The sequence below is a fragment of the Microvirga roseola genome, assembly GCF_020866965.1.
Taxonomy (GTDB): domain Bacteria; phylum Pseudomonadota; class Alphaproteobacteria; order Rhizobiales; family Beijerinckiaceae; genus Microvirga; species Microvirga roseola.
In genome coordinates this window covers 256175-279243 of the sequence record NZ_JAJATX010000002.1, presented here as the reverse complement: position 1 = coordinate 279243, position 23069 = coordinate 256175, and the positions used below count along the sequence as shown (strand labels likewise).

Sequence of the window (23069 nt, the reverse complement as noted above, 5' to 3'; positions counted from 1 at the left end):
GTCAGTAGATCCCGACGGCAGCCGTGCCGGCTCGTCCTTCGATGGCCGCAATCAGCGCTTCGTAAACGCTGCTGGCGCCGATCCGAAAGGTCCGCGGCGTTGCCCAACCCGGCCCCATGATGCGGTCAGCCAGATCGAGATACATCTTCGCATCCGCCACCGTGCGGATGCCACCCGAAGGTTTCAATCCGACAGGACGTCTCGAAGCTTTGATGGCATCGAGCATGATCTCGGCCGCTTCCGGCGTGGCGGAGACGGGTGTTTTTCCGGTCGATGTCTTGATGAAATCAGCGCCTGCATCGATGGCGAGGCGGCTTGCCGTTACAATAAGGCCTGGATCCCAGAGCTCGCCAGTTTCCAAAATCACCTTCAGCAGGCGGTCCTGGTCGACTGTCTCGCGGACGGCTTCCACCATCTCGGCAGCAACCGCCAGATCCCCACGACGCACGGCCTCATAGGGCAGGACGAGATCGATTTCGTTCGCGCCGTCGGACAGCGCCTCCTGCGTATCGTCCGTCACGCGGTCCACATCTTCACCGCCGGCGGGAAAATTCACTACCGTCGCAATCCGGACAGGGGAGCCGCGCAGGTTCTCCTGAGCGCGCTTGACGAATTGCGGCCAGACACAGACGGCGGCCATGGGGCCGCGGGGGTCGAGCGCCTTCCTGCAAAGCGCATCGATTGCCTGGTCCGTGCAGTTATCCGTCAGGTCGGTGAGATCGAGGCAGCTCAGGGCACGCTGTGCAATTTCTGCGTCAGACATGGGACAACTCCGCGACGAATGAACGGATGAGACGCTTGAACTTTTCAGAGGCCTCCGCCGCCGTATCCTTCGTTTCCTGATGCGAGGGCGAAGCGCCTTCGATCCCGGCGGCGAGATTGGTAACGACAGAGATCGCTGAAACTCTCAGACCATAGTACCGGGCGAGGATCACCTCCGGCACCGTGGACATACCCACGAGATCCGCGCCGAGAATCTGGATCATTCGGATCTCGGCAGGGGTTTCAAAGCTCGGCCCCGAGAGCCATGCATAGATCCCTTCAGGCAAGTCGATGCCGGTCTTGGTCGCGGCGCTCCGGAGGGTTTTGCGCAGGCCCTCATCATAGGCCCCCGTCAGCGACACGAAGCGCCCTTCCGAGTGATCGCGGAGGAGCGGGTTTGCGCCGGATAGGTTGAGATGATCGCTGATGGCGACGAGACTGCCGGGGCGGATCTCCGCCCGCACGGAGCCCGCAGCATTAGTCGCGACAAGCACCGGAATACCAAGCTCCTTCACGAGGGCCACGGGAATTCGCATCGCACCCGCGTCAGCGGTCTCATAGTAATGGGCCCGGCCCTCAAACAGGAGCACGCGCTTTCCTTCGAGCATTCCGGCGACAAGCTTGCCCGCATGGCCGGAGACACCGCTTCTCGGAAAATGGGGGATCTCGGCATAGGGGAGGCTCACCGCATCGCTGAGTTCGTCCACAAGGGGGCCAAGCCCCGTGCCGAGCACGAAGGCGGCATCGAAACGGCCATCGAAGCCGCGGGCGCGCACGAATTCGGCGGCCTCCTGAACGTTCTGCTGAATCATCATTCCTTACCGGTCGCTGAGATTGTCTGGTCCGAACGAAAACGGCAACAGCTCATCCAGGGTAAAGCTCCTGCGGATTCCCTCAGGGCCCGCAACGTGAATGGGTGTGTCGGGCGAGGCGAATTCACGGATGCGCTGCCGGCAACCGCCACAGGGCGTGCAGAGAACATCGCCCTCGCCCATCACTACGATTTCCGCGATGCGGCTCTCGCCTCCGGCCAGCATGGCCGAAATCGCACCGGCCTCCGCGCAGGAGCCGACCGGATAGGCCGCGTTCTCCACGTTGCAGCCGGCGAAAATCCTACCGCTCGGCGTGCGGATGGCAGTCCCCACCTTGAAGCGGGAATAGGGCGCATAAGCCCGCGCCTGGATGGCTTTAGCCGTCTCGAAGAGTGCATCGAGGGAAGCCATCTCAGCGTTCCTTCACATAGGGAATTCCAGCCGCGCGGGGCGGGATCGCCGTCCCGATGACGCCCGCGAGCAGGATCACTGTCATGAGATAGGGCAGCGCCTGAATGGCCTGAACCGGCACCTCGCCGATACCAGGAAGGACAACGCCCTGAAGCTGGTTGGCGCTGGCGTCAAGAAGGCCGAAGAGGAAGCATGCGCCCAAGGCCGGCCAGGCGCGCCACTTGGCGAAGATGAGGGCGGCGAGCGCGATGAAGCCTCGGCCGGCGGTCATGTTCGGAAGGAATCCTGCAGCCTGGCCAACCGACAGATAAGCGCCACCCAATCCGCACAGAACCCCGCCGATGATGACGGCCGTGTAGCGCAGTCCTGTGACGGAGATGCCCGCGGTGTCGACGGCGGCCGGGTTCTCGCCGACTGCACGCAACCGAAGGCCGAAGCGTGTCCGCCCAAGGACGAACCATGTGAGCGGAACAGCCAGCAACACGATATAGACCAGCGCGGAATGACCGAGCAGCACGCCCGAGAAGCGCTGGACGCCCTCGAGCGGCGGCGTGCGCCCGCCCTGTCCGTACCAGGCATTGCCGACGATGGCCGTAAGACCTGCCGCCAGCATGTTGATGGCGACCCCGGACACGATCTGGTTGCCGCGCTGGCTGATGGAGGCGAAGCCGTGAACGAGACCAAAGATCACGGAGGCACCGACGCCGGCCAAGAGGCCGATCCAGGCCGAGTCGAAGGCATAAGCGCCGACGGCCGCGGCAAAAGCCGCCACCAGCATCTTGCCCTCAAGGCCGATATCGACCACGCCCGAGCGCTCGGACCAGAGCCCGGCGAGGCAGGCGGCCAGCAGCGGAATCGAAAGCCGCAGAGCCGAATCGAAAAGTGTCGCGATGATGCCGAGATCCATGGGTCAGGCCCTCGCCAGTTTCGGCCGCGCCAGCATCTGCGCCACCAGACGCCGGAACAAGCCGTCGAGGGCGCCGGCGAACAGGATGATGATACCGCCGATGACTACCACCATGTCGCGGGTGATGTTCGGCTGCTCGAAGGCGAGTTCGGCGCCACCTTGGTAGAGAATGCCGAAGAGGAGCGAGGCCAGGACGATGCCGACTGGATGAGCGCGGCCCATAAGCGCGACCGCTATACCGACAAAGCCGTAGCCGGAGGTGAATTCCAGCAGCAGGCGATGCTGATAGCCCATCAGTTCGTTTACCGCGAGACCACCTGCCAGTGCGCCCGAGAGCACCATGGCAATGATGATGATGCGCGCAGGCGAGATGCCGGCATAGACCGCCGCCGTCGGGTTCGCGCCGACGACGCGGATCGCATAGCCGAGGCGCGAACGGTAGATGAGGAGCCAGACGAAATAGGCAGCGGCCAGCGCGAGCACTAGGGTGAGGTTGAGCTGGGATGGCGGGATCTCGATGCCGAAGACAGCAAAGACCTCGTGCATGAAGGGAATGTAGGCCTGCTCCGGAAAGGCTCGCGTTTCTGGATTCATCGACTGCGGCTCACGCAGCACGTTCACCAGCAGATAGACGACCAGCACGCTGGCGAGCCAGTTGAACATGATCGTGGTGATCACGATGTGGCTGCCGCGCTTGGCCTGCAGGTAGCCGGGGATGGCGGCCCAGAACGCTCCGAAGGCGGCAGCGGCGAGAATGCCGATGGGAATGAGGAGGAAGCCCGGCAGAAAGCTCAGATTGTTCAGCGCCAGCGCAATGCCGAGACCTCCCAGGGTCGCCTGCCCTTCGCCGCCTATATTGAACAGGCCCGCATGGAAGGCGACCGCAACCGCAAGCCCGACGAAGATGAAGTCGGTCATGTAGAACAGGGTGAAGCCGAGCCCCTCCCCCGTTCCGAGGCTGCCCTGCAGAAGCCAGCGCGTGGCGGTGATCGGGTTTTCACCAATGCTGAGCACGACGAGGCCGGCCATGAGGAAGGCCGCCACCACCGAAATGGCGGGGACAAGAATCGTGTCGGCCCATTTGGGCATCTCGAGGGGAGCGCTCACGTCAGAGAATCCGGCAGGAACAGGTGACCCTCGTCGTCGAGGGGGAAGAACGGGTTCCAAGCGATTTCCCAGAGATGCCCGTCCGGATCGGCGAAGTAACCCGAATATCCGCCCCAGAATACGTCCTGCAGCGGCTTTACGGCCTGCGCGCCTGCGGCGATAGCCCGGGCATAGACCTCGTCGGCCTCCGCCTTCGAGCGGGCATTGTAGGCCATCGTGATGGCGGCAAAGCCGGTTGGCTTATCCTCGACGCCCGCATCCTTGGCGAGATCGGCGCGCCCGAAGAGAGCGAGCGCCAATCCGTTGGCCTGGAAGAAGGCAACTCCCGGCTGGCTTGCGGACGAGGCCTTCCAGCCCCAGGCCTCATAGAAGGCGCGTGACTTCGAGAGGTCAGTCACCCCGAGAGTGACGAGGGTCAATCGTGGCTGCATCAGGCGGCCTCGTCCGTGACGCCGGCCATGAGAAGGCCGAGGTCCTGCTCGTTCGTCTCAGACGGCTTGCGCTCGCCCGTGATCTGGCCGCCGCACATGGTGAGGATGCGGTCGGAGAGATTCATGATCTCGTCCAGCTCGACCGAAACGAGAAGAATGGCGACGCCCGCATCGCGGAGGGCAATGAGGCGGCGGTGGATGAACTCGATGGCGCCGATATCGACGCCACGAGTCGGCTGTCCCACGAGGAGCACCTTCGGATTGCGCTCGATCTCGCGCGCTAGCACGATCTTCTGCTGGTTGCCGCCGGAGAACTTCGATGTCTTCAGCCGCGGCGCAGGCGGACGCACGTCGTACTGCTCCATCTTTGCCGAGAGATCGGCGATCAGGCGGTCATGGTCGAGGATCGGGCCGTGCCCCAGACGACCCTCGTGGCTGAAGCCGAGGATGGCGCTCTCGAAAGCCGCGAAGGAAGGTACAAGCCCCATGCGCAACCGGTCCTCCGGCACATGCAAAAGGCCAATCTCACGCATCTGGTGAGGATTGTGCTCGCTAGGCCTGATCTCGCGTCCCCCAAGGCGGACGGAGCCGAGGATGGGCCGGCGCATGCCCGCAATGGCTTCAAGCAGCTCGCTCTGTCCATTGCCCGCAACACCCGCAATGCCGACGATCTCGCCAGCATGGACGGTGAGCGAAGCATTGGCCACGCGCAGGACGCCGCGGGTATCGACAACCGACAGCTTCTCGATTTCGAGGAGGGGGCGGCCCGGCGACTTCTCGGCTTTTTCGACCTGCAGGAGCACGCGCCGTCCCACCATGAGCTCCGCAAGCTCAGGGGGCGATGTATTGGCCGTCTCGACAGTCGCCACCATTTCGCCGCGGCGCATGACCGAGACGCAATCCGTGATCGCCATGATTTCGCGCAGCTTGTGCGTAATAAGGATGACGGTCTTCCCCTGCTCCTTCAGCGAGCGCAGCAGGTTGAACAGTGCATCCGCCTCCGGCGGCGTCAGTACGGCGGTAGGCTCGTCGAGAATGAGGATGTCAGCGCCACGGTAGAGGGCTTTCAGAATTTCCACACGCTGCTGGAGGCCGACCGACAGCTCGCCGACGATGGCGTCCACGTCGATCTCAAGGCCGTATTCCTTCGCCAGCCGCGCGAGTTCTGTACGCACCTTGGCCTCGCCGGCGCGCAGGAAGCGCCCCCCCTCGGCGCCGAGCATGACGTTCTCAACCACGGTGAGCGGCTCGACCAGCATGAAGTGCTGGTGGACCATGCCGATGCCGGCACAGATGGCGTCGATTGGCGAGCGGATGGCAATAGGCTTGCCGTTGACCCGGACTTCGCCGGCATCCGCCTCATAGAACCCGTAGAGGATCGACATCAGCGTCGACTTGCCCGCGCCGTTCTCGCCGACGATGCCGTGGATCGTGCCGCGCTCGACGGTGAGGTTCACGTCCTTGTTGGCATGAACGTCGCCGAAGCGCTTGTTGATGGCAATGAGTTCAATGGCGGGAGACATCGGCCTCAATAAATCCAGTAAGGCGAAGCGCAGAGCCAAGGCTCAAAGGAAACAAAAAAGGGCGGATGCCAGCCTCGCGGCTGGCATCCGGTGTGATTATTTATCTTAGACCGGGCACTTGGAGTCGGTCATGTAGTCGTGCACCTTGATGGTGCCGGACTTGATGCCTTCCGCAGCCTTGTCGACGGCAGCCTTCATCTCGGGCGTGATGAGCGCCTTGTTGTGCTCGTCGAGGGCCCAGGCCACTCCATCTTCCTTGAGGCCGAGAACCGTCAGGCCGGGCTTGAAGGTGCCCTTCTTGGCCTGGTCGAACACGTTCTGGGTCGCGACGTCCACGCGCTTGACCATGGAGGTCAGCACCTTGCCGGGATGTAGGGCATTCTGGTTCGAGTCGACGCCGATGCCGAGCTTGCCCGCATCGGCGGCTGCGCGCAGGACGCCGACACCGGTGCCGCCGGCTGCGTGGTAGATCACGTCGGCGCCGCGGTCGATCTGGCTCTTGGCGAGCTCGCCGCCCTTCACCGGGTCGTTCCAGGCAGCGCCCGTGGTGCCGGTCATGTTCTGAAATACTTCGGTGTTCGGCTCGGCATGCTTCACGCCCTGGACGTAGCCGCAGGCGAACTTGCGGATGAGCGGGATGTCCATACCGCCGACGAAGCCTACCTTGTCGCTCTTGGAGGCCATGGCAGCCAGCATGCCGACAAGGAACGATCCCTCATGCTCCTTGAACACAATGGACTGCACGTTCGGCTTCTCGACCACGGCGTCGATGATCGCGAACTTGGTGTTCGGGAACTCGTCGGCGACCTTCTTCAGAGCGGATTCCTGGCTGAAGCCCACAGCCAAGATCGGCGAATAGCCGTCGCGGGCGAAGCGGCGGAGCGCCTGCTCGCGCTGAGCATCGTTCTGCGGCTCGAAATCGCGGTATTCGGTGCCGGTATCTTTCTTGTACTGCTCTGCGCCGGTGTGGACGCCCTCGTTAAAGGACTTATCAAACTTGCCGCCGAGGTCGTAAACGATGGCGGGCTTGATGGACCCCTGCTGGGCAAAGGCCGCGGAGGCGGAGAAGGCGAGGCCCGCGAGCGCGAGGCCGAACTTGGTGACTGTCATCGGCATGGTTCCCTGTTTTGACGCCGGTTGTTACCCGGTTGCCAATTGACGATGGCATGGGATGGGCCACGACGCCAAGCACCCTGTCAAGCCGGGGGCGGTATTTCTTCAAGAAAGGTTGATAGGATCGGCCCTTACATTAAGGTCGCACCCATGCCCCTGACACCGGATGAAATCGATCGCTATGCCCGCCATCTCGTCCTCCGGGACGTGGGCGGTCCCGGACAGGCGAAGCTCCAGGCCGCGCGGGTCCTTGTGATCGGGGCTGGAGGCCTGGGCGCGCCAGTGATCCAGTATCTCGCTGCGGCAGGCATCGGCACCATCGGCCTTGTGGATAACGACACGGTATTCCTCTCCAACCTCCAGCGCCAGGTGATCCACGGCACTCCGGACCTCGGCCGGCCCAAGGTCGATAGCGCGGCAGAAGCCATCCGGCGCCTCAATCCCCATGTGATGGTGGAGGCCCATGAAATCCGGATCACGGCGGAGAATGCGCGGGACCTGACGGGCCGCTATGACATCGTCGTCGACGGGTCGGATAACTTCGAGACCCGCTATGCGATTTCCGATGCCTGCTTCTACGAGAAGAGGCCCCTGGTGACCGGGGCGCTCGGTCAGTTCGACGGTTCGCTGACCACGATCCGAGCCCATGAAACCGGGCCGGACGGACGGCCGAACCCCACCTACCGCTGCCTTTTCCCCTCCCCGCCTCCACCCGGCGCGATTCCGACCTGTGCGGAGGCGGGCGTTCTCGGCGCGCTGGCGGGCGTCATGGGCAGCCTGATGGCGATGGAAGTGCTCCGGGAGATCGTCGGCTTCGGCGAAAGTCTCGTCGGTCGTCTGCTGATGGTCGATGCGCGTTCCATGCGCTTCGATACGGTCCGGTACGGGTGGGACGAGACCAACCCGCTGAATGGGACGCGCCGCCCGGACGTGGCCTGAGCCACGTCCGGGAAGTCGTTTGCTATCCGCGCAGGACTGCGCCGGTCTTCTTCGCCACGTCACCGACGATCTTGGCCGAGATGGCCTCGATCTCGATGTCGGTCAGCGTCTTCTCCGTGGGCTGGAGGGTGACGGCGATCGCGACCGACTTCTTGTCGGGGTCGATGCCTGTGCCCTCGTACACGTCGAACACGTCGACACTTACGATCAGTTGACGCTCCGCCCCTTGTGCGGCCTTCACGATGTCGCCTGCCGCCACGTCGCGGCCGACCACGAAGGCGAAGTCGCGGGTGAGCGGCTGGAATTCGGGCAAGCTGAGCTTCGGCTTCATCTTGGTCGGCTTCGCCTTGGGCGGGGGAAGCGCGCTGAGATCGAGTTCGAAGGCGACGAGCGGCCCCTTCATGTCGAGCGCCTTCAGCACCTTTGGGTGAACCTCGCCGAAGGCACCGACCACGTTCTTGGGCCCGAACTGCAGTGTGCCCGAGCGGCCGGGGTGGAACCAGGCCGGCCCGCCGGCCACGATCTGGAGGCCTCCGACCGGAATGCCGAGAGCCGTCAGCAGCGCCAGCACATCAGCCTTGGCGTCGAAAGCGTCGACAGCCTGAGCCCCGCCATCCCAGTGACGGCCCACGCCCTCGGCGCGAGCCGTGCCACGTCGCACGGCGACCGCCTTGATCGACTGGCCCTCGGGCTCACCCGAGGCGAAAGTCTGGCCTACCTCGAAGAGGGCTACATCACCGAAGCCGCGATCCACGTTGCGCTGGGCCGCCTTCATGAGGCCGGGCAGAAGGCTCGGCCTCATGTCGGAGAGGTCTGATGCGATGGGATTGGCGAGGGCAAGCCGCGCATCCCCGCCACCGAAGAGCTCCGCCTCGTTCTTCGCAATGAAGGACCAGGTGACGGCCTCAACAAGACCGCGGACCGCCAGCGAGCGGCGAGCAAGGCGTGTGCGCTTCTGGATCAGGGTCAGGATGGGCTTCGCCACCGCAGCTTCGAGGCGCGGCAGAGGCGTTGGCTCGATCCGGTCGAGACCGGCGATGCGGATGACCTCCTCGACCAGATCCGCCTTGCCCTCGATATCGGGACGCCAGGACGGGGCAGTGACGCTGACGCGCTCGCCCGACCCCTCGATGGCGAATCCGAGCTTCTCCAGGATCCGCCGGGATTCGTTAGGCTGCACATCAAGTCCGGAGAGGCGCGGAACCTCTGCCCAGGGGAACTCGATGACGCGCCGGTCCTCCGGGATACTTCCCGCGATCACGGCCTCGCTCGCCTCACCGCCGCAGAGGTCGATCACAAGACGCGTGGCCATGTCGAGACCTGGAATGGTGAAAGCCGGATCGACGCCGCGTTCAAAGCGGTAGCGCGCGTCGGTGATGATGCCGAGCTTGCGGCCGCTTTGGGCGATGTTGAGCGGATCCCAGAGCGCGGACTCGATCAGCACATCGGTGGTATTCTCGTCACAGCCGGAATGCTCGCCGCCCATGATGCCGCCGATGGATTCGATGCCGTTCTCGTCGGCAATCACCACGGTGCCGCGATCGAGCCTGTAGGTGCGCCCGTCGAGCGCCAGCACCTCCTCCCCGTCCTTCGCCCGGCGGACGGTCAGGTCGCCATTGACCTTCTTCGCATCGAAGACGTGGAGCGGACGGCCCCGGTCGAAGGTCATGTAGTTGGTGATGTCCACCAGCGCATTGATCGGGCGAAGGCCGATGGCGAGCAGGCGGCGCTGCATCCATTCCGGAGAGTGACCGTTCTTCACGCCGCGCACGAGGCGCAGCGCGAAGGTGGGGCAGAGCTTCTCGTCTTCGCCGGCGAGATCGAGGGTCACGGAAACCGGGCATGCGCCCTTGCCCGCAACGGACGGAATGGCCTCACCCTTGAGGGTGCCGAGGCCTGCCGCCGCGAGATCGCGCGCGATGCCGTGGATTGAGGTGCAGTCGGGGCGGTTGGGCGTGAGGTTGATCTCGATCACCGGATCGTCGAGGCCGGCATAAGCCGAGTAAGGCTGCCCCACCGGTGCATCTTCCGGCAGATCGATGATGCCGTCGTGATCGTCCGAGATCTCAAGTTCTGCTGCCGAACAAAGCATGCCCTTGCTCTCGACGCCACGGATCGTGCCGACGCCCAGCGTGATGTCCTTGCCTGGAATGTAGGTGCCGGGCGGCGCGAAAACGCTCTTCATGCCGGTACGGGCATTCGGCGCACCGCAGACGACCTGGATCGGCGCACCTTCGCCCGTATCGACCATGCACACGCGCAGGCGATCCGCATTGGGGTGCTGCTCGGCGGAGACCACATAGGCGACCTTGTAAGGCGCCAGCATCTTCGCCTTGTCCTCCACGCCCTCGACCTCAAGGCCAATGCGGGTCAGCGTCTCGACGATCTCGTCGAGAGAGGCCGAGGTGTCGAGATGATCCTTCAGCCAGGAGAGGGTGAATTTCATCGTTGCTCTCCTCTTAGGAAGTCAGGCCGCTAACGAGGCTCGGGATGTCGAGCGGGCGGAAACTGTAATGGTTCAGCCAGCGCACATCGGCCTCGAAGAAGGGGCGCAGGTCCGGCATGCCGTATTTCAGCATGGCGATGCGGTCGATCCCCATGCCCCAGGCGAAGCCCTGGTACTCGTCGGGGTCGAGTCCGCAATTGCGCAGCACGTTCGGGTGGACCATGCCGCAGCCCAGGATTTCGAGCCAGTCCGTGCCCTCGCCGAACCGGATCTCGCCGCCCTTGCGCGAGCACTGAATGTCGACTTCGGCCGAAGGCTCCGTGAAGGGGAAGAAGGACGGACGGAACCGCATCCTCACCTGGTCGACCTCGAAGAAGGCCTTGCAGAACTCCTCCAGGATCCACTTCATGTGCGCGATATTGGCCTGCCGGTCGATGACGAGGCCTTCCACCTGGTGGAACATCGGCGTGTGGGTCTGGTCGGAATCGTGCCGGTAGGTCCGGCCCGGAATGATCACCCGGATCGGCGGCTTCTGCGAGGTCATCGTGCGGATCTGGACCGGCGAGGTGTGCGTCCGCAGCACCTTGCGCTCGCCCTTCTCGTCGGGGGCGAGGAAGAAGGTGTCGTGCATCTCGCGGGCCGGATGGCCCTCGGGGAAGTTGAGCGCCGTGAAGTTGAGATAGTCGGTCTCGATATCCGGCCCCTCGGCCACGGAGAAGCCCATATCGGCGAAGATCGCCGTCAGCTCCTCGATCACTTGGCTGATCGGGTGGATGCGGCCGCGGGTTTCTGGCGACTCCGGCACGGGCAGCGTCACGTCGATGCGCTCGGCCGCGAGACGGGCATCGAGAGCGGCCTCGGCGAGCGTCTCCTTCTTGGCGGCGATCGCCCCCTGCACCGTGTCGCGCAGTCCGTTGATGAGCGGTCCACGCTCCTTGCGCTCCTCGGGCGTCATGGAGCCGAGGGTCTTCAGGAGCTCTGAGACGGAGCCCTTCTTGCCGAGCGCGGACACGCGCACGGTTTCCAGAGCCGCCTCGTCGCTGGCGGCCTCGACCTGGGCGAGCAGGTCACGTTCGAGTTGGTTGAGATCGGTCATCGGTCCCTTGCCAGATGCAAGCGCTTTGAGTGAAGCGCGGCGCGGGAACCGTCAAGTCTTCCGAGCCGCGTGGTGGCGACCGACAGCTTGTCGAGCCGTCAGCGCGAATGGTCTCGGAGAAGGGGGAGTAAGGCGGAGCGGCTGGCGGCCAGCCACTCCGAAGCTAGTCTATCCGACCTTAGGCCGCCTGCTGAGGCAGGGAAGCCTTGGCGCGCTCCACATAGGCGGCGAAGGCCGCCGGCTCGTGGATGGCCATCTCGGACAGGACCTTGCGATCCACCTCGATCCCAGCCTTGCCGAGACCGTCGATAAATCGGGAATAGGTCAGGCCGTGCTCGCGAACAGCAGCGTTGAGGCGCTGGATCCAGAGAGCGCGGAAGGTGCGCTTCTTGTTCTTACGGTCGCGATAAGCATACTGCATGCTCTTCTCGACCGCCTGCTTGGCGATGCGGATGGTATTCTTGCGGCGGCCGTAGAAACCCTTGGCGGCCTTCAGAACCTTCTTATGCTTGGCGTGGGCGGTAACGCCCCGTTTGACGCGGGCCATGGAAAAACTCCTTCAAAATCCGGGATGTGGGGAAGACCGCCTTAGCCGTTCGGCAGGAAGTACTTCTTCACGTTGTACGCGTCGCCCTCGAACAGGGTCGTGGTGCCGCGCAGGTTGCGGATCTGCTTGTTGGTCCGCTTGATCATCCCGTGGCGCTTGCCGGCCTGGGCGTAAACGACCTTGCCGGTGCCGGTGATCTTGAAGCGCTTTTTCGCGCCCGATTTCGTCTTCAGCTTGGGCATTTGGCTCTCCTTTGGTCAGGCCTTGAGAGCGGAAAAACCGCCCTTTCGGCCCTATTGCTGCTGCGAGCAAAACGAACCGCCACGGCAGCCCTAACAGCCGGGCGGTTCAACGAAGGGCGGCTTATGGCAGAAGACCGCCCAAAAAGCAATGGCCGCCGGGGCGCCGACGGCCAGGATTTTCGCCTTAGAGGGAATGCCTTACCGGGGCGCCAGCACCATGACGACCTGACGGCCCTCGAAATTCGGCTCCTGCTCGACCTTGGCGAGGTCGCCCACATCGGACTTCACCCGATCGAGAACCTTGAGGCCCAGGTCCTGGTGCGCCATCTCGCGGCCGCGGAAGCGCAGGGTGATCTTCACCTTGTTGCCTTCCTCGAAGAAGCCCTTCATGGCCCTCATCTTCACGTCGTAGTCATGATCGTCGATGCCCGGGCGCAGCTTGATTTCCTTGACCTCGACGGTCTTCTGCTTCTTGCGCGCCTCAGCGGCCTTCTTCTGCTCGAGGAAGCGGAACTTCCCGTAATCGAGAATTTTGCAGACGGGAGGATTGGCGTTCGGCGAGATCTCCACGAGATCCAGCCCCGCATCTTCCGCTACGCGGAGAGCGTCGAAGAAGGGCATCACGCCCCGGTTCTGTCCGGCATCATCGATCAGCTGCACTTCGCGAACGCCGCGGATGTCTCGGTTGGCGCGCGGTCCGTCCTTCTGCGGCACCGGCATAGGTCTCATTGGTCTGCGAATGGCTCAAATCTCCTGTTTCAAGGGCTCAGTCGGATCCGGAGACTCGGTGAAGAGCCTCTGACGGGTCTGCCCAACCTTGCCACGAGTGAACTGACATTTCGCGCAAATCAGCGCGAAGTCAACTTGTTCTGCGCGTAAAACGGCCTTCCAGCAGGGCGGAATACACATCGAGCGTGCCCGACACCATCCGCTCCAGGGAAAAATGCCGTTCCACATGGGCTCTTGCTCTCGTGCCGAGGGCGATCCGGGCACTGGCGCCGAGCCCGAGCGCTTCTCCGACCGCCGCGGCCAGGGCCTCCGCGTCGCCAGGCGGAATGCGCCAGCCGGTCCGCTCATGGGGCGGAACCGCTGGGGGCGCCAGCACCGTCTCCGGAACGGCTCCGAGGTCGGAGACCACCACAGGCGTGCCCATGGCCTGCGCCTCCACCGCCGAGCGCCCGAAGGCCTCGGGCTCCGTCGAGGGCACCGTGACCACCGAAGCTGCAATGAAAGCCGCCGGCATATCGGTGCAGTGGCCGACCCGGCGCACGATTCCTTTAAGCCTGCGAGCCTCGATCAGCGCGTCGAGCTCCTTCACGTAGGAGTCACGCCCCTGCGGATCGCCGGCGAGGATGTAGGCCACGTCCGCAAGGCCCGCATCGCGGAGCCTGGCCGCAGCCTCGATCAGGACCTTCTGGCCCTTCCACCCGGTGAGGCGGGCGGCCAGCAGCACCACGCGCTCGTGGGGCGCGACCTCCCAGGCCTTTCGCAGGGCCTCGATCCGCTCCGGCTGGACCGCTCCCGGCGAGAAGACGGAAAAGTCCGTGCCGCGATGGATGACGCGGATCCGCTCCCCTGCCTGGGGATAGGCCGAGCGGATCAGGTCGCCCGTGTAATGGGAGTTGGCGATGACCACATCGCCCCGGGCCATGACCGAGTTGTAGAGAACCTTCACGGAAGAGCGGCCGGAATAGCTGCCGTGATAGGTCGTCACGAACGGGATGTTGAGCGCCCGCGCAGCACCCAGCCCCACCCAGGCCGGAGCCCGGGACCTGGCGTGGACGAGAGAAACCCCCTCGGTGTGGCAGATGCGGGCGAGCTTGCGCACATTGACCAGCATCGAGAACGGGTTCTTCGTCGCGGCGCGGAAGGGCACCCAAATCCCGCCCTTGGTCTGCAATTCGCCCACAAGCCGCCCGCCCTCCGTCGCGACGAGCGCTCGCGCGCCGACATGGGCGAGGCCCTCGGCGATGTCGACGGTGGTGCGCTCCGCCCCACCCGCTTCGAGTTCGGGGATGATCTGCAAAACCGTCCGGCCCGCCAGCGGATGGAGCTTGGAGGATGGAAAGGCTGCCGCTCCGCCGGGTCGCGCTGAAAAACTCACCGATGTAAGAGCCTTCTCGATAGAATGGAAAAGAATCGCTTCTGAAAAACGCTTGCTTCAAAGCAGTTGAGGATGAGTTAACCATGCCGCAAAGCGTCACGGTCGGCCAGGGAGCCGATGCGCGCCAGATTGCCGTTCTCGCCCGGGAGGGCAGGGGTCCGCCGGTCGTCTGGCTCGGCGGATTCAAGTCCGACATGCGCTCCACCAAGGCGGAGGCGCTGGATGCCTGGGCGGCCCGGACGGGCCGCGCCTTCGTCAGGTTCGACTACAGCGGCCACGGCGAGTCGGCGGGGGCTTTCGAGGAAGGCACCATCTCCCGCTGGCTGGAAGACTCTCTGGCAGTTCTCCGGCACTTCGTTCCGGAAGCACCTGTCATGGTCGGCTCCTCCATGGGAGGCTGGATTTCCCTCCTCGCGGCACAGCATCTGATGGAAAAGAAGGCTCCTCAGACTCCCGCCGGCATGGTTCTCATCGCGCCTGCGGTGGACTTCACCGAGAGGCTAATGTGGGAGCGCTTTCCAGAGGACATCCGGCAAGCGGTGGAAGAGAAGGGCGTCTACTACCGGCCCTCGGCCTATTCCGAAGATCCCTACCCCATCACCAAGGGGCTGATCGAGGATGGTCGGCGGCACCTGCTGTTCGGGCAGCCGATCCGGACCGGCTGCCCCGTCCATGTCCTGCAGGGCATGAAGGACCCGGACGTGCCGTGGGGCCATGCGCTCCAGCTCGTGGAGCATCTCCCGGGAGACAGCGTGTCCCTGACGCTGATCAAGGACGGGGATCACCGTCTCTCCCGGGATGAGGATCTGGAGCGCCTGATCGCTGCGATCCAGGCGATTGCCTGACAGGAATGGCGAGCCCTAGTGGAGGCTCACCGTCTCGAGATCATGCGCCCAGGCATTGGCGACCGCCGCCTCGCGGTTGTCGGTGAGCAGGATGGGCTCGCCGCTGGCGGACAGAAGGGCGAAGAGCTGCAGACCGGGCTGAATCTCGGGGGCCTGCGGAAAGAGCCGCGCCACGTCGTCGGAGCGCAGGGGCTTCACATAGGCCACCTCGCCCACGCCCAGCGCGCCGAGATCGGCGGCATCCAGTCCGGCGAGGTTCTTGATGTTGTAGTCCATGGTCATCTCCTTTGCGGATGCCGTCACACCTTGTCCGAGGCGATGATGTCGATCCTGCGGATGATCCGCTCCGGCTCGGGACGGGCCAAATCGATCGACAGAAGGCCATTGGACAGGTCAGCGCCGAGGACCTCCATGCCATCGACGAGGAGGAAGGTCCGCTGGAACTGACGGGCGGCGATGCCGCGGTGCAGGAAGTGCCTTGCCTTGTCGTCGGCTTGACGGCCCCGGATGACGAGCTGGTTCTCCTCGAGGATCACTTCGAGCTGGTCCCGGGTAAAGCCGGCGACCGCCAGGGTTATCCGGAGACGCTCGGGGGCGTCCTCGGTGCGAGCCAGACGCTCGATATTGTAGGGCGGATACCCGTCCCCCGCTGCTTTCGCAACGCGATCGAGCGCCTGCTCAATCTCGTCGAAGCCTAACAGAAACGGATGCCCGAAGGGCGACTGACGCGACATGTTCGAAGCCCAAGGTTAGAGGCACTTCGGTTGGTTTTGAGCCCGCTCAGGCGGCGCTCAAGCGACTATGACAGGTACGCTGACAGCAATATGGATATGGTCCTCGCGCCTATCAAGGCCCTGCCAAGCCAAGCCCGGCAGGGCTGTTTCAGCAGGGTAAATACGCCCTGCGGCGAGCTCACGCGACCTAGACCCGGTCGCGCCACCAGGCGACCTGCTCGGCCACCCGGACGGGAGCGGTCCCGCCGAAACTCGTGCGGGAGCGGACGGAGTTTTCGACGCTCAGCACGTCGTAGATGCCCTTGTGGATCTTCGGCTCGACCGCCTGCATGACCTCGAGGGGGAGCTCCTCCAGGGTGCAGCCCCGCTTCTCGCCCTCCGACACGATCCGCCCCGTCACGTGGTGAGCGTCACGGAAGGGAATGCCGAGGCTGCGAACCAGCCAGTCGGCCAAGTCCGTCGCGGTCGAGAACCCGGCCCCGGCCACAGCCGCCATGCGCTCCGGCACGGGCTCCAGGTCCTGTATCATGCCGGTCGTGGCGGCGAGCACGATCTCGAGGGTGTCGGCGGCGTCGAAGAGCGGCTCCTTGTCCTCCTGGGTGTCCTTGGCATAGGCGAGCGGCAGGCCCTTCATGACGGTGAGCAGCGACACCAGTGAGCCGATGACGCGCCCCGTCTTGCCGCGCACCAGTTCGGCCGCGTCGGGATTGCGCTTCTGCGGCATCATGCTGGAGCCGGTAGTCCAGCGGTCGGGCAGGCGCACGAAGCCGAAGGGAGCCGACATCCAGACGATGATCTCCTCAGCCAGTCGCGAAAGGTGCATGGCGCAGATGGAGGCCGCAGCCATGAATTCGAGCAGGCTGTCCCGGTCGGAAACGGTGTCGAGGGAGTTGCGGGTCGGGCCGTCGAAGCCCAAAGCCTTCGCGGTCATGTGCCGGTCGATGGGGAAGGACGTGCCGGCGAGCGCGCCCGCGCCGAGGGGGCACTCGTTCAGGCGACTGCGGGAATCCCGGAAGCGGCTCCGGTCGCGGCCGAACATCTCCACATAGGCCATGAGGTGATGGCCGAAGGTCACAGGCTGGGCGCTCTGAAGATGAGTGAAGCCCGGCATGACGGTGGCGGCATGGGCCTCGGCCTTGTCGAGGAGCACCTTGATGAGGTTCGTGAGCTGCTCGTCCGTGCGGTCATGCGCTTCGCGGACCCACAGGCGGGTATCGGTCGCGACCTGATCGTTGCGGCTGCGGGCCGTGTGCAGGCGGGCCGCCGGATCGCCCACGATCTCGCGCAGGCGGCTCTCCACGTTCATGTGGATGTCTTCCAGCGCCGTGGAGAAGGTGAAGCTGCCGGATTCGATCTCTCCGAGAACCCGTTGCAACCCCTGATGAATGGCATCGCGGTCGCTCTCCGCGATGATGCCCTGCTTCGCCAGCATGGCGCTGTGGGCGATGGAGCCCTGGATGTCCTGGGAGGCCAGTCGCTTGTCGAAGCCGATGGAGGCGTTGATGGCTTCCATGAGCGCGCTGGGCGAGGAGGAGAACCGCCCGCCCCACATGCTGTTGGCACCCGTCTTCTTGGCTTCTTCGGACACTGTGTTTCACCCGGGTTCTTGAGATATTGCGTGCCTTTGCCACAGTTTGCCCCGGAAGGCCAAGTCGCTACCCGGTCTGCCCGCCGATTAAGCATGCTGCGTAACCTTTGCCAGTTTAAAACCAGTTGCTGGACTGGACAGCACTTGTGTGATTTGCATTCATATTGGCGCACAACAAGCGTTCATAGCGCCACAAGGGAATGGGCCAATGAAGAGACTTCCGAAAATTTTCCTATCGGCAGCCATGGTCGCCACCATGGCGACCTCGTTCACTGCCGTTAAGGCAGCGACGCCGCCGGACACCCTCGTTCAAGCCTGGCAGATCGACGACATCATCACCCTCGATCCGGCTGAGGTATTCGAGTTCACCGCCTCCGAGATCATGGGCAACACCTATGAGCGTCTGATCAACTACGATCCCAAGGACGTCTCGAAAATCTACGGCGAGGTCGCCGAGTCCTGGTCCGTGTCGCCGGACGGCAAGACCCTCACCTTCAAGGTGAAGCCCAACAAGAAGTTCGCTTCCGGCAACCCGCTGACCGCCGAGGACGTCGTGTTCTCGCTCCAGCGCGCGGTCATCCTCGACAAGTCCCCGGCCTTTATCCTCGGCCAGTTCGGCCTGACGAAGGACAACGTGAAGGACAAGATCAAGCAGACCGGCCCCATGGAGTTCACCCTGGAACTCGACAAGGCTTATGCGCCGACCTTCGTTCTCTACGCCCTGACGTCCACGGTCGCCTCCGTGGTCGACAAGAAGCTCGTGATGCAGAACGAGAAGGACGGCGACCTGGGCTATAACTGGCTCAAGACGCATTACGCCGGTTCCGGCCCGTTCACGATCCGCGACTGGAAGGCCAACGAGGTCGTCGTTCTCGAGCGCAACCCGAACTACGAGAAGAAGACGCCGATGGCGCGCGTCATCACCCGTCACATCAAGGAGACGGCGACGCAGCGCATCCTTCTGGAGAAGGGCGACGTCGATATCGCCCGCAATCTGAATCCGGAAGAACTCGCCGCCGTTGCGAAGAACCCCGACATCGAAGTCGAATCCGGCGCCAAGGGCGGCGTCTGGTATCTCGGCCTCAACCAGAAGAACCCGAACCTGGCGAAACCCGAGGTCCGCAAGGCCCTCAAGTATCTCGTGGATTATGCGGCCATCGCCGACACGATCATGAAGAACAAGGGCGAGGTTCATCAGGCCTTCCTGCCGAAAGGCTTCCTCGGCGCAATGTCGGAGACCCCTTACAAGCTCGACGTGGCGAAGGCGAAGGAACTGCTCGCCCAGGCCGGCCTGAAGGACGGCTTCACAGTCACCATGGACACCCGCTCCTCCGCCGAAGTGACCGGCATGGCTGAAGCGATCCAGAAGACCTTCGGCCAGGCCGGCGTGAAGCTCGAGATCATCCCGGGCGACGGCAAGCAGACCCTGACCAAGTACCGTGCCCGCCAGCACGACATCTATATCGGCCGCTGGGGCGCGGATTATCAGGATCCGAACACCAATGCCGATACCTTCGCGGCGAACGAGGACAACTCGGACGAAGCCAAGGCGAAGCCGCTGGCATGGCGCAATGCCTGGGATCCGGGCCCGCTGACGGCGAAGACCCGTGCTGCCGTGCTGGAGCGGGATCCCGCGAAGCGCGCGCAGATGTACAAGGAGCTGCAGCAGTCCGTTCTCGATGACGGTCCGTTCGTGGTGTTCCTGCAGGAAGTCGAGAACGTCGCGATGCGCAAGAAGGTCGACGGCTTCATCCTCGGCCCGTCCTTCGATACCAACAGCTACGCCCAAGTGAAGAAGAACTAATTTCTCGATGACATCTTCAATCGCGATCGGGAGCGGAGGGCATGATGTCCTCCGCTTCTACCTTACAAAGACCGTTCAGTTCATTGCCGTGCTGGCGACGACCCTCTTCGGGCTGGTTGCCGTCACGTTCTTCATCGGCCGCATCGTTCCCATCGATCCCGTGCTCGCCATCGTCGGCGACCGGGCCTCGCCTCAGGTCTATGAACGCGTGCGCGAGGAGCTCGGCCTCGACCTGCCCCTGATCCAGCAGTTCTGGATCTATCTCAAGAAAGCCGTCACCGGCGATTTCGGCAATTCGGTCCTCACCACGAACCCCGTGATGACGGATATCGCGAACGTCTTTCCCGCGACGCTGGAACTGGCGACGCTGGGCACGCTCATTGGCGTCCTGTTCGGCATCCCGCTCGGCATTCTCGCGGCGGTCAAGCGCGGCACCCTGATCGACCAGATAGTCCGTCTGCTCGGCCTCGTCGGCTATTCGGTTCCGATCTTCTGGCTCGGCCTCATGGGCCTGCTCCTGTTCTACGCCAAGCTCGACTGGGTGGCGGGACCGGGCCGCCTCGACGTGACCTATTCCTATCTCTACGAGCCCGTCACCAACGTCGTGCTGATCGACACGGCCATGCAGGGCCAGTGGGATGCATTCTGGGATGCGGTCTCGCACATCATCCTTCCCGCCTCCCTGCTCGGCTATTTCTCGCTCGCCTATATCAGCCGCATGACCCGCTCCTTCATGCTCAACGAACTGGCGCAGGAATACGTGATCGCGGCCCGCGTGAAGGGTCTGTCCGAGCTGCGCGTGATCTGGCGTCATGCCCTGCGCAATGCGGCCGTGCCTCTCGTGACGGTGATCGCGTTGTCATACGCGAACCTGCTCGAAGGCTCCGTGCTGACCGAGACCGTCTTCGCATGGCCGGGACTCGGCCAGTACATCACCAATTCCCTTCAGAATGCGGATATGAACGCAGTGCTCGGCGGAACCCTCGTGATCGGCGCCACCTTCGTGGTGCTCAATCTCGTCTCCGACCTGCTCTACCGCCTGCTTGATCCGAGGACCCGCTGATGGCCGGCGCACCTCCCTTCCCTCAACCGTCGGGCCTGCAGGCCTGGCTTCTCTCGGCGGAGCCGAATTCCCGCTGGCAGGCCCGTTTCGGCCGCGGCTATCTCGGGTGGCGCTCCTTCACGAACAATCCGCTGGCGATCCTGGGCCTCGGCATTGTCGTCCTGCTGGTGCTCGTCGCCGCCTTCGCTGACTTCATCGCGCCCTATTCGCCGGTTGTCGGCGGCGACCTGCGCACGGAGCGTCTCCTGCCGCCGAGCGAGACCTTCTGGCTCGGCACGGACGACCAGGCGCGCGACATCTTCTCGCGTATCGTCTACGGCTCGCGCATCACGCTCTTCGTCGTGATCCTGGTGTCGGTCATCGCGACGCCCATCGGCCTGCTCGTCGGCACGGTGGCCGGCTATCTCGGCGGCTGGGTCGATACGGTGCTGATGCGGATCACCGACATCTTCCTCGCCTTCCCGCGTCTCGTCCTGGCGCTCGCCTTCGTGGCGGCTCTGGGCCCGGGCATCGAGAACGCCGTCATCGCGATCGCGATCACTTCGTGGCCGCCTTATGCGCGCATCGCGCGGGCCGAGACCCTGATGATCCGCAACAGTGACTTCATCGCCGCCGTGAAACTGCAGGGCGCGTCGACGCCCCGCATCATCATGGGCCATGTGGTGCCGCTCTGCCTGTCCTCGCTCATCGTGCGCGTGACCCTCGACATGGCGGGCATCATCCTCACCGCCGCAGGTCTCGGCTTCCTCGGTCTCGGCGCGCAGCCGCCGATGCCGGAATGGGGCGCGATGGTGGCGACGGGCCGCAACTACCTTATCGACCAGTGGTGGGTCGCCGCCATGCCCGGCATCGCCATCTTCATGGTGAGCCTCGGCTTCAACCTGCTCGGCGACGGCCTGCGCGACGTTCTCGATCCGAAGGCAGCCAAATGACGAAGCCGCTTCTCGACGTCGAGGACCTCCGCGTCCGCTTTCACCTGCGCACCGGCACCGTGGAAGCAGTGCGCGGCGTGTCCTTCCAGCTCGGCCGCGAGCGCCTCGGCATCGTGGGCGAATCCGGTTCCGGCAAGTCGCAGACGGGCCGCGCGATCCTCGGCCTCACCCCGCCTCCGGGCGAGATCACGGCCAAGCGCCTCGCCTTCGACGGCATCGACCTGCAGACCGCCTCCAGGCGGACACTGCGCGACCTTCGCGGCGGACGCATCAGCATGGTCATGCAGGATCCGAAGTACTCGCTGAACCCGGTCATGACCATCGGCGAGCAGATCATCGAGGCCTACCGGGCCCACAAGAGGGCCGGGAAGGCGGAAGCCCGCGACAAGGCGCTCGCCATGCTCGAGGCGGTGAAGATGCGCGACCCCGGCCGCGTCTTCTCGCTCTACCCGCACGAGGTCTCCGGCGGCATGGGACAGCGGGCGATGATTGCCATGATGCTCGTCACCGATCCCGATCTCCTGATCGCGGACGAGCCGACCTCGGCGCTCGACGTGACCGTGTCGATGGAGGTGCTGCGCATTCTGGACGAACTCGTCTCGGAGCGCGGCATGGGCCTCATCTTCATCTCGCACGACCTGAAGCTGGTCTCCTCCTTCTGCAACCGCGTGCTCGTGATGTATGCAGGCCGCGTGGTCGAGGAACTGGAGGCGCGGCACCTGCGGGACGCGAAGCATCCCTACACCCAGGGTCTCATGCGCTGCCTGCCGACGCTGGCCAACGACGTGCGTCCGCTCCCGACCCTGGACCGTGACCCCTCATGGGCGCAATGAGGAGGGACCCGTGACAGATCCGATGCTCGATATTCAAAACCTCAAGGTCGTCTTCGGGACGGGCCGCCTGCGGGTGGAAGCCGTCAAGGACGTAAGCTTCCAGGTGGAAGCCGGGGCAGCTTATGGCCTCGTCGGCGAATCCGGCTCCGGCAAATCGACGGTGCTGCGCGCCATCTGCGGCCTCGCGCCTGTCTCCGGCGGGCGCGTCTTCGTCGACGGACGGGACGTGCCGACGCCGCGCGACAAAGCCTTCTACCGCACGGTGCAGATGGTTTTCCAGGACCCCTACGCCTCGCTCCATCCGCGACACACGGTCGATCGCACGCTCTCCGAGCCCCTCGCCATCCACCGCGAGAAGGACGCGGAGACGCGCATCCTCCAGGCCCTTCGCGAGGTTGGCCTCGGCCCCTCCTTCCGCTTCCGCTATCCGCACCAGCTCTCGGGCGGCCAGCGCCAGCGCATCGCGATTGCGCGCGCGCTGATCCTGCGTCCGAAGGTGCTGCTGCTCGACGAGCCGACCTCGGCGCTCGACGCCTCCGTGCAGGCGGAGATCCTGAACCTGCTCGACGACCTGCGCCGCAAGATGGGCCTGACCTATATCCTTGTGAGCCACGATCTCGCCGTCGTCGCGCATCTGTGCGAGCGCCTGCTCGTCATGCGCCACGGCGAGGCCGTGGAGGAGACCACGGCGGCCGCTCTGAGGAGCGGACAGGCCTCGAACGAATATACGCAATCCCTGATCGATGCGAGCCGCGGCTATTCCCGGGAAGCGGTGCAGCCGCCTCCGGCGATCGCCGTCTGAACCCCTTCACCTTCCAACCAGCTTGGCG

At 64.3% G+C, this 23069-nt stretch carries 24 protein-coding genes; 7 read left to right on the top strand and 17 right to left on the bottom strand.

The features are described 5' to 3' along the window. Nucleotide 1: 1 nt before the first annotated feature. The 8 genes from deoC to LG661_RS02665 form a co-directional block, all read right to left on the bottom strand. Nucleotides 2-763 carry a deoxyribose-phosphate aldolase gene (deoC, locus tag LG661_RS02700; RefSeq protein ID WP_230530316.1) on the bottom strand — a complete coding sequence of 254 codons (762 nt, stop codon included), beginning with the start codon at nt 761-763 and terminating at the stop codon, nt 2-4. Further along, nucleotides 756-1577 (bottom strand): purine-nucleoside phosphorylase, encoded by an 822-nt coding sequence (locus LG661_RS02695; protein WP_230530315.1) that lies wholly within the window; start codon nt 1575-1577, stop codon nt 756-758. Before LG661_RS02695 ends, deoC begins: the two co-directional genes overlap by 8 nt. Before the next feature lie 3 nt (nt 1578-1580). Then, the gene (gene cdd / locus LG661_RS02690; protein ID WP_230530314.1) at nt 1581-1985 is read right to left on the bottom strand and encodes a cytidine deaminase; all 405 of its coding nucleotides are present in this window, start codon (nt 1983-1985) and stop codon (nt 1581-1583) included. 1 nt (nt 1986) lies between these two features. Beyond that, nucleotides 1987-2892, bottom strand: a complete 906-nt coding sequence (locus tag LG661_RS02685) for an ABC transporter permease (protein WP_230530313.1) — start codon at nt 2890-2892, stop codon at nt 1987-1989. Between the two features lie 3 nt (nt 2893-2895). Then, on the bottom strand, nt 2896-3999 hold the full coding sequence (locus LG661_RS02680; protein ID WP_230530312.1) for an ABC transporter permease: 1104 nt from the start codon (nt 3997-3999) through the stop codon (nt 2896-2898). Beyond that, nucleotides 3996-4430: a VOC family protein gene (locus LG661_RS02675; RefSeq protein WP_230530311.1), complete on the bottom strand. Its 435-nt coding sequence runs from the start codon at nt 4428-4430 to the stop codon at nt 3996-3998. Before LG661_RS02675 ends, LG661_RS02680 begins: the two co-directional genes overlap by 4 nt. Next, nucleotides 4430-5953: an ABC transporter ATP-binding protein gene (locus tag LG661_RS02670; protein ID WP_230530310.1), complete on the bottom strand. Its 1524-nt coding sequence runs from the start codon at nt 5951-5953 to the stop codon at nt 4430-4432. The genes LG661_RS02675 and LG661_RS02670 overlap by 1 nt, the downstream gene beginning before the upstream one ends. A 105-nt stretch (nt 5954-6058) precedes the next feature. Further along, the gene (locus tag LG661_RS02665) at nt 6059-7063 is read right to left on the bottom strand and encodes a BMP family lipoprotein (RefSeq protein ID WP_230530309.1); all 1005 of its coding nucleotides are present in this window, start codon (nt 7061-7063) and stop codon (nt 6059-6061) included. 153 nt (nt 7064-7216) lie between these two features. Here LG661_RS02665 and LG661_RS02660 point away from each other — a divergent pair, with 153 nt between their 5' ends. Continuing rightward, nucleotides 7217-8005: a HesA/MoeB/ThiF family protein gene (locus LG661_RS02660; protein WP_230530308.1), complete on the top strand. Its 789-nt coding sequence runs from the start codon at nt 7217-7219 to the stop codon at nt 8003-8005. Nucleotides 8006-8027: 22 nt separating this feature from the next. Here LG661_RS02660 and pheT read toward each other — a convergent pair whose 3' ends face one another. The 6 genes from pheT to LG661_RS02630 form a co-directional block, all read right to left on the bottom strand. Further along, entirely contained in the window at nt 8028-10451 is a 2424-nt protein-coding gene (gene pheT / locus LG661_RS02655) for a phenylalanine--tRNA ligase subunit beta (RefSeq protein ID WP_230530307.1), read from the bottom strand. A gap of 13 nt (nt 10452-10464) precedes the next feature. Continuing rightward, on the bottom strand, nt 10465-11547 hold the full coding sequence (gene pheS / locus LG661_RS02650; protein ID WP_230530306.1) for a phenylalanine--tRNA ligase subunit alpha: 1083 nt from the start codon (nt 11545-11547) through the stop codon (nt 10465-10467). A 178-nt stretch (nt 11548-11725) separates the two neighbouring features. Continuing rightward, entirely contained in the window at nt 11726-12094 is a 369-nt protein-coding gene (gene rplT / locus LG661_RS02645; RefSeq protein ID WP_230530305.1) for a 50S ribosomal protein L20, read from the bottom strand. A 41-nt stretch (nt 12095-12135) separates the two neighbouring features. Continuing rightward, a complete protein-coding gene (rpmI, locus tag LG661_RS02640) occupies nt 12136-12336 on the bottom strand; it encodes a 50S ribosomal protein L35 (protein ID WP_036362945.1) in 201 nt (66 codons plus the stop codon). A 198-nt stretch (nt 12337-12534) separates the two neighbouring features. Next, nucleotides 12535-13056, bottom strand: coding sequence for a translation initiation factor IF-3 (infC, locus tag LG661_RS02635; protein ID WP_230530304.1), 522 nt, complete (start codon nt 13054-13056; stop codon nt 12535-12537). 139 nt (nt 13057-13195) lie between these two features. Then, the gene (locus tag LG661_RS02630) at nt 13196-14440 is read right to left on the bottom strand and encodes a glycosyltransferase family 4 protein (RefSeq protein ID WP_230530303.1); all 1245 of its coding nucleotides are present in this window, start codon (nt 14438-14440) and stop codon (nt 13196-13198) included. A gap of 83 nt (nt 14441-14523) precedes the next feature. Between LG661_RS02630 and LG661_RS02625 the strand changes: the two genes are divergently transcribed. Further along, nucleotides 14524-15285 (top strand): alpha/beta hydrolase, encoded by a 762-nt coding sequence (locus tag LG661_RS02625; RefSeq protein ID WP_230530302.1) that lies wholly within the window; start codon nt 14524-14526, stop codon nt 15283-15285. Nucleotides 15286-15300: 15 nt separating this feature from the next. Here LG661_RS02625 and LG661_RS02620 read toward each other — a convergent pair whose 3' ends face one another. The 3 genes from LG661_RS02620 to argH form a co-directional block, all read right to left on the bottom strand. Continuing rightward, the gene (locus tag LG661_RS02620) at nt 15301-15561 is read right to left on the bottom strand and encodes a BQ00720 family protein (protein WP_230530301.1); all 261 of its coding nucleotides are present in this window, start codon (nt 15559-15561) and stop codon (nt 15301-15303) included. Nucleotides 15562-15584: 23 nt separating this feature from the next. Continuing rightward, nucleotides 15585-16019 (bottom strand): Hsp20 family protein, encoded by a 435-nt coding sequence (locus tag LG661_RS02615; protein WP_230530300.1) that lies wholly within the window; start codon nt 16017-16019, stop codon nt 15585-15587. 187 nt (nt 16020-16206) lie between these two features. Beyond that, nucleotides 16207-17571, bottom strand: a complete 1365-nt coding sequence (gene argH / locus LG661_RS02610; protein ID WP_230530337.1) for an argininosuccinate lyase — start codon at nt 17569-17571, stop codon at nt 16207-16209. Between the two features lie 244 nt (nt 17572-17815). Here argH and LG661_RS02605 point away from each other — a divergent pair, with 244 nt between their 5' ends. The 5 genes from LG661_RS02605 to LG661_RS02585 are packed head-to-tail and all read left to right on the top strand — an operon-like array spanning nt 17816 to nt 23041. After that, nucleotides 17816-19411, top strand: coding sequence for an ABC transporter substrate-binding protein (locus LG661_RS02605; protein WP_407666618.1), 1596 nt, complete (start codon nt 17816-17818; stop codon nt 19409-19411). Between the two features lie 7 nt (nt 19412-19418). Further along, on the top strand, nt 19419-20474 hold the full coding sequence (locus LG661_RS02600; protein ID WP_230530299.1) for an ABC transporter permease: 1056 nt from the start codon (nt 19419-19421) through the stop codon (nt 20472-20474). Beyond that, nucleotides 20471-21406, top strand: a complete 936-nt coding sequence (locus LG661_RS02595) for an ABC transporter permease (RefSeq protein WP_407666623.1) — start codon at nt 20471-20473, stop codon at nt 21404-21406. Before LG661_RS02600 ends, LG661_RS02595 begins: the two co-directional genes overlap by 4 nt. Further along, complete coding sequence (locus tag LG661_RS02590; RefSeq protein ID WP_230530297.1) at nt 21403-22239, top strand: ABC transporter ATP-binding protein; 837 nt, start codon at nt 21403-21405, stop codon at nt 22237-22239. Before LG661_RS02595 ends, LG661_RS02590 begins: the two co-directional genes overlap by 4 nt. A gap of 22 nt (nt 22240-22261) precedes the next feature. Next, nucleotides 22262-23041 carry an ABC transporter ATP-binding protein gene (locus LG661_RS02585; protein WP_230530335.1) on the top strand — a complete coding sequence of 260 codons (780 nt, stop codon included), beginning with the start codon at nt 22262-22264 and terminating at the stop codon, nt 23039-23041. Nucleotides 23042-23069: the final 28 nt, after the last annotated feature.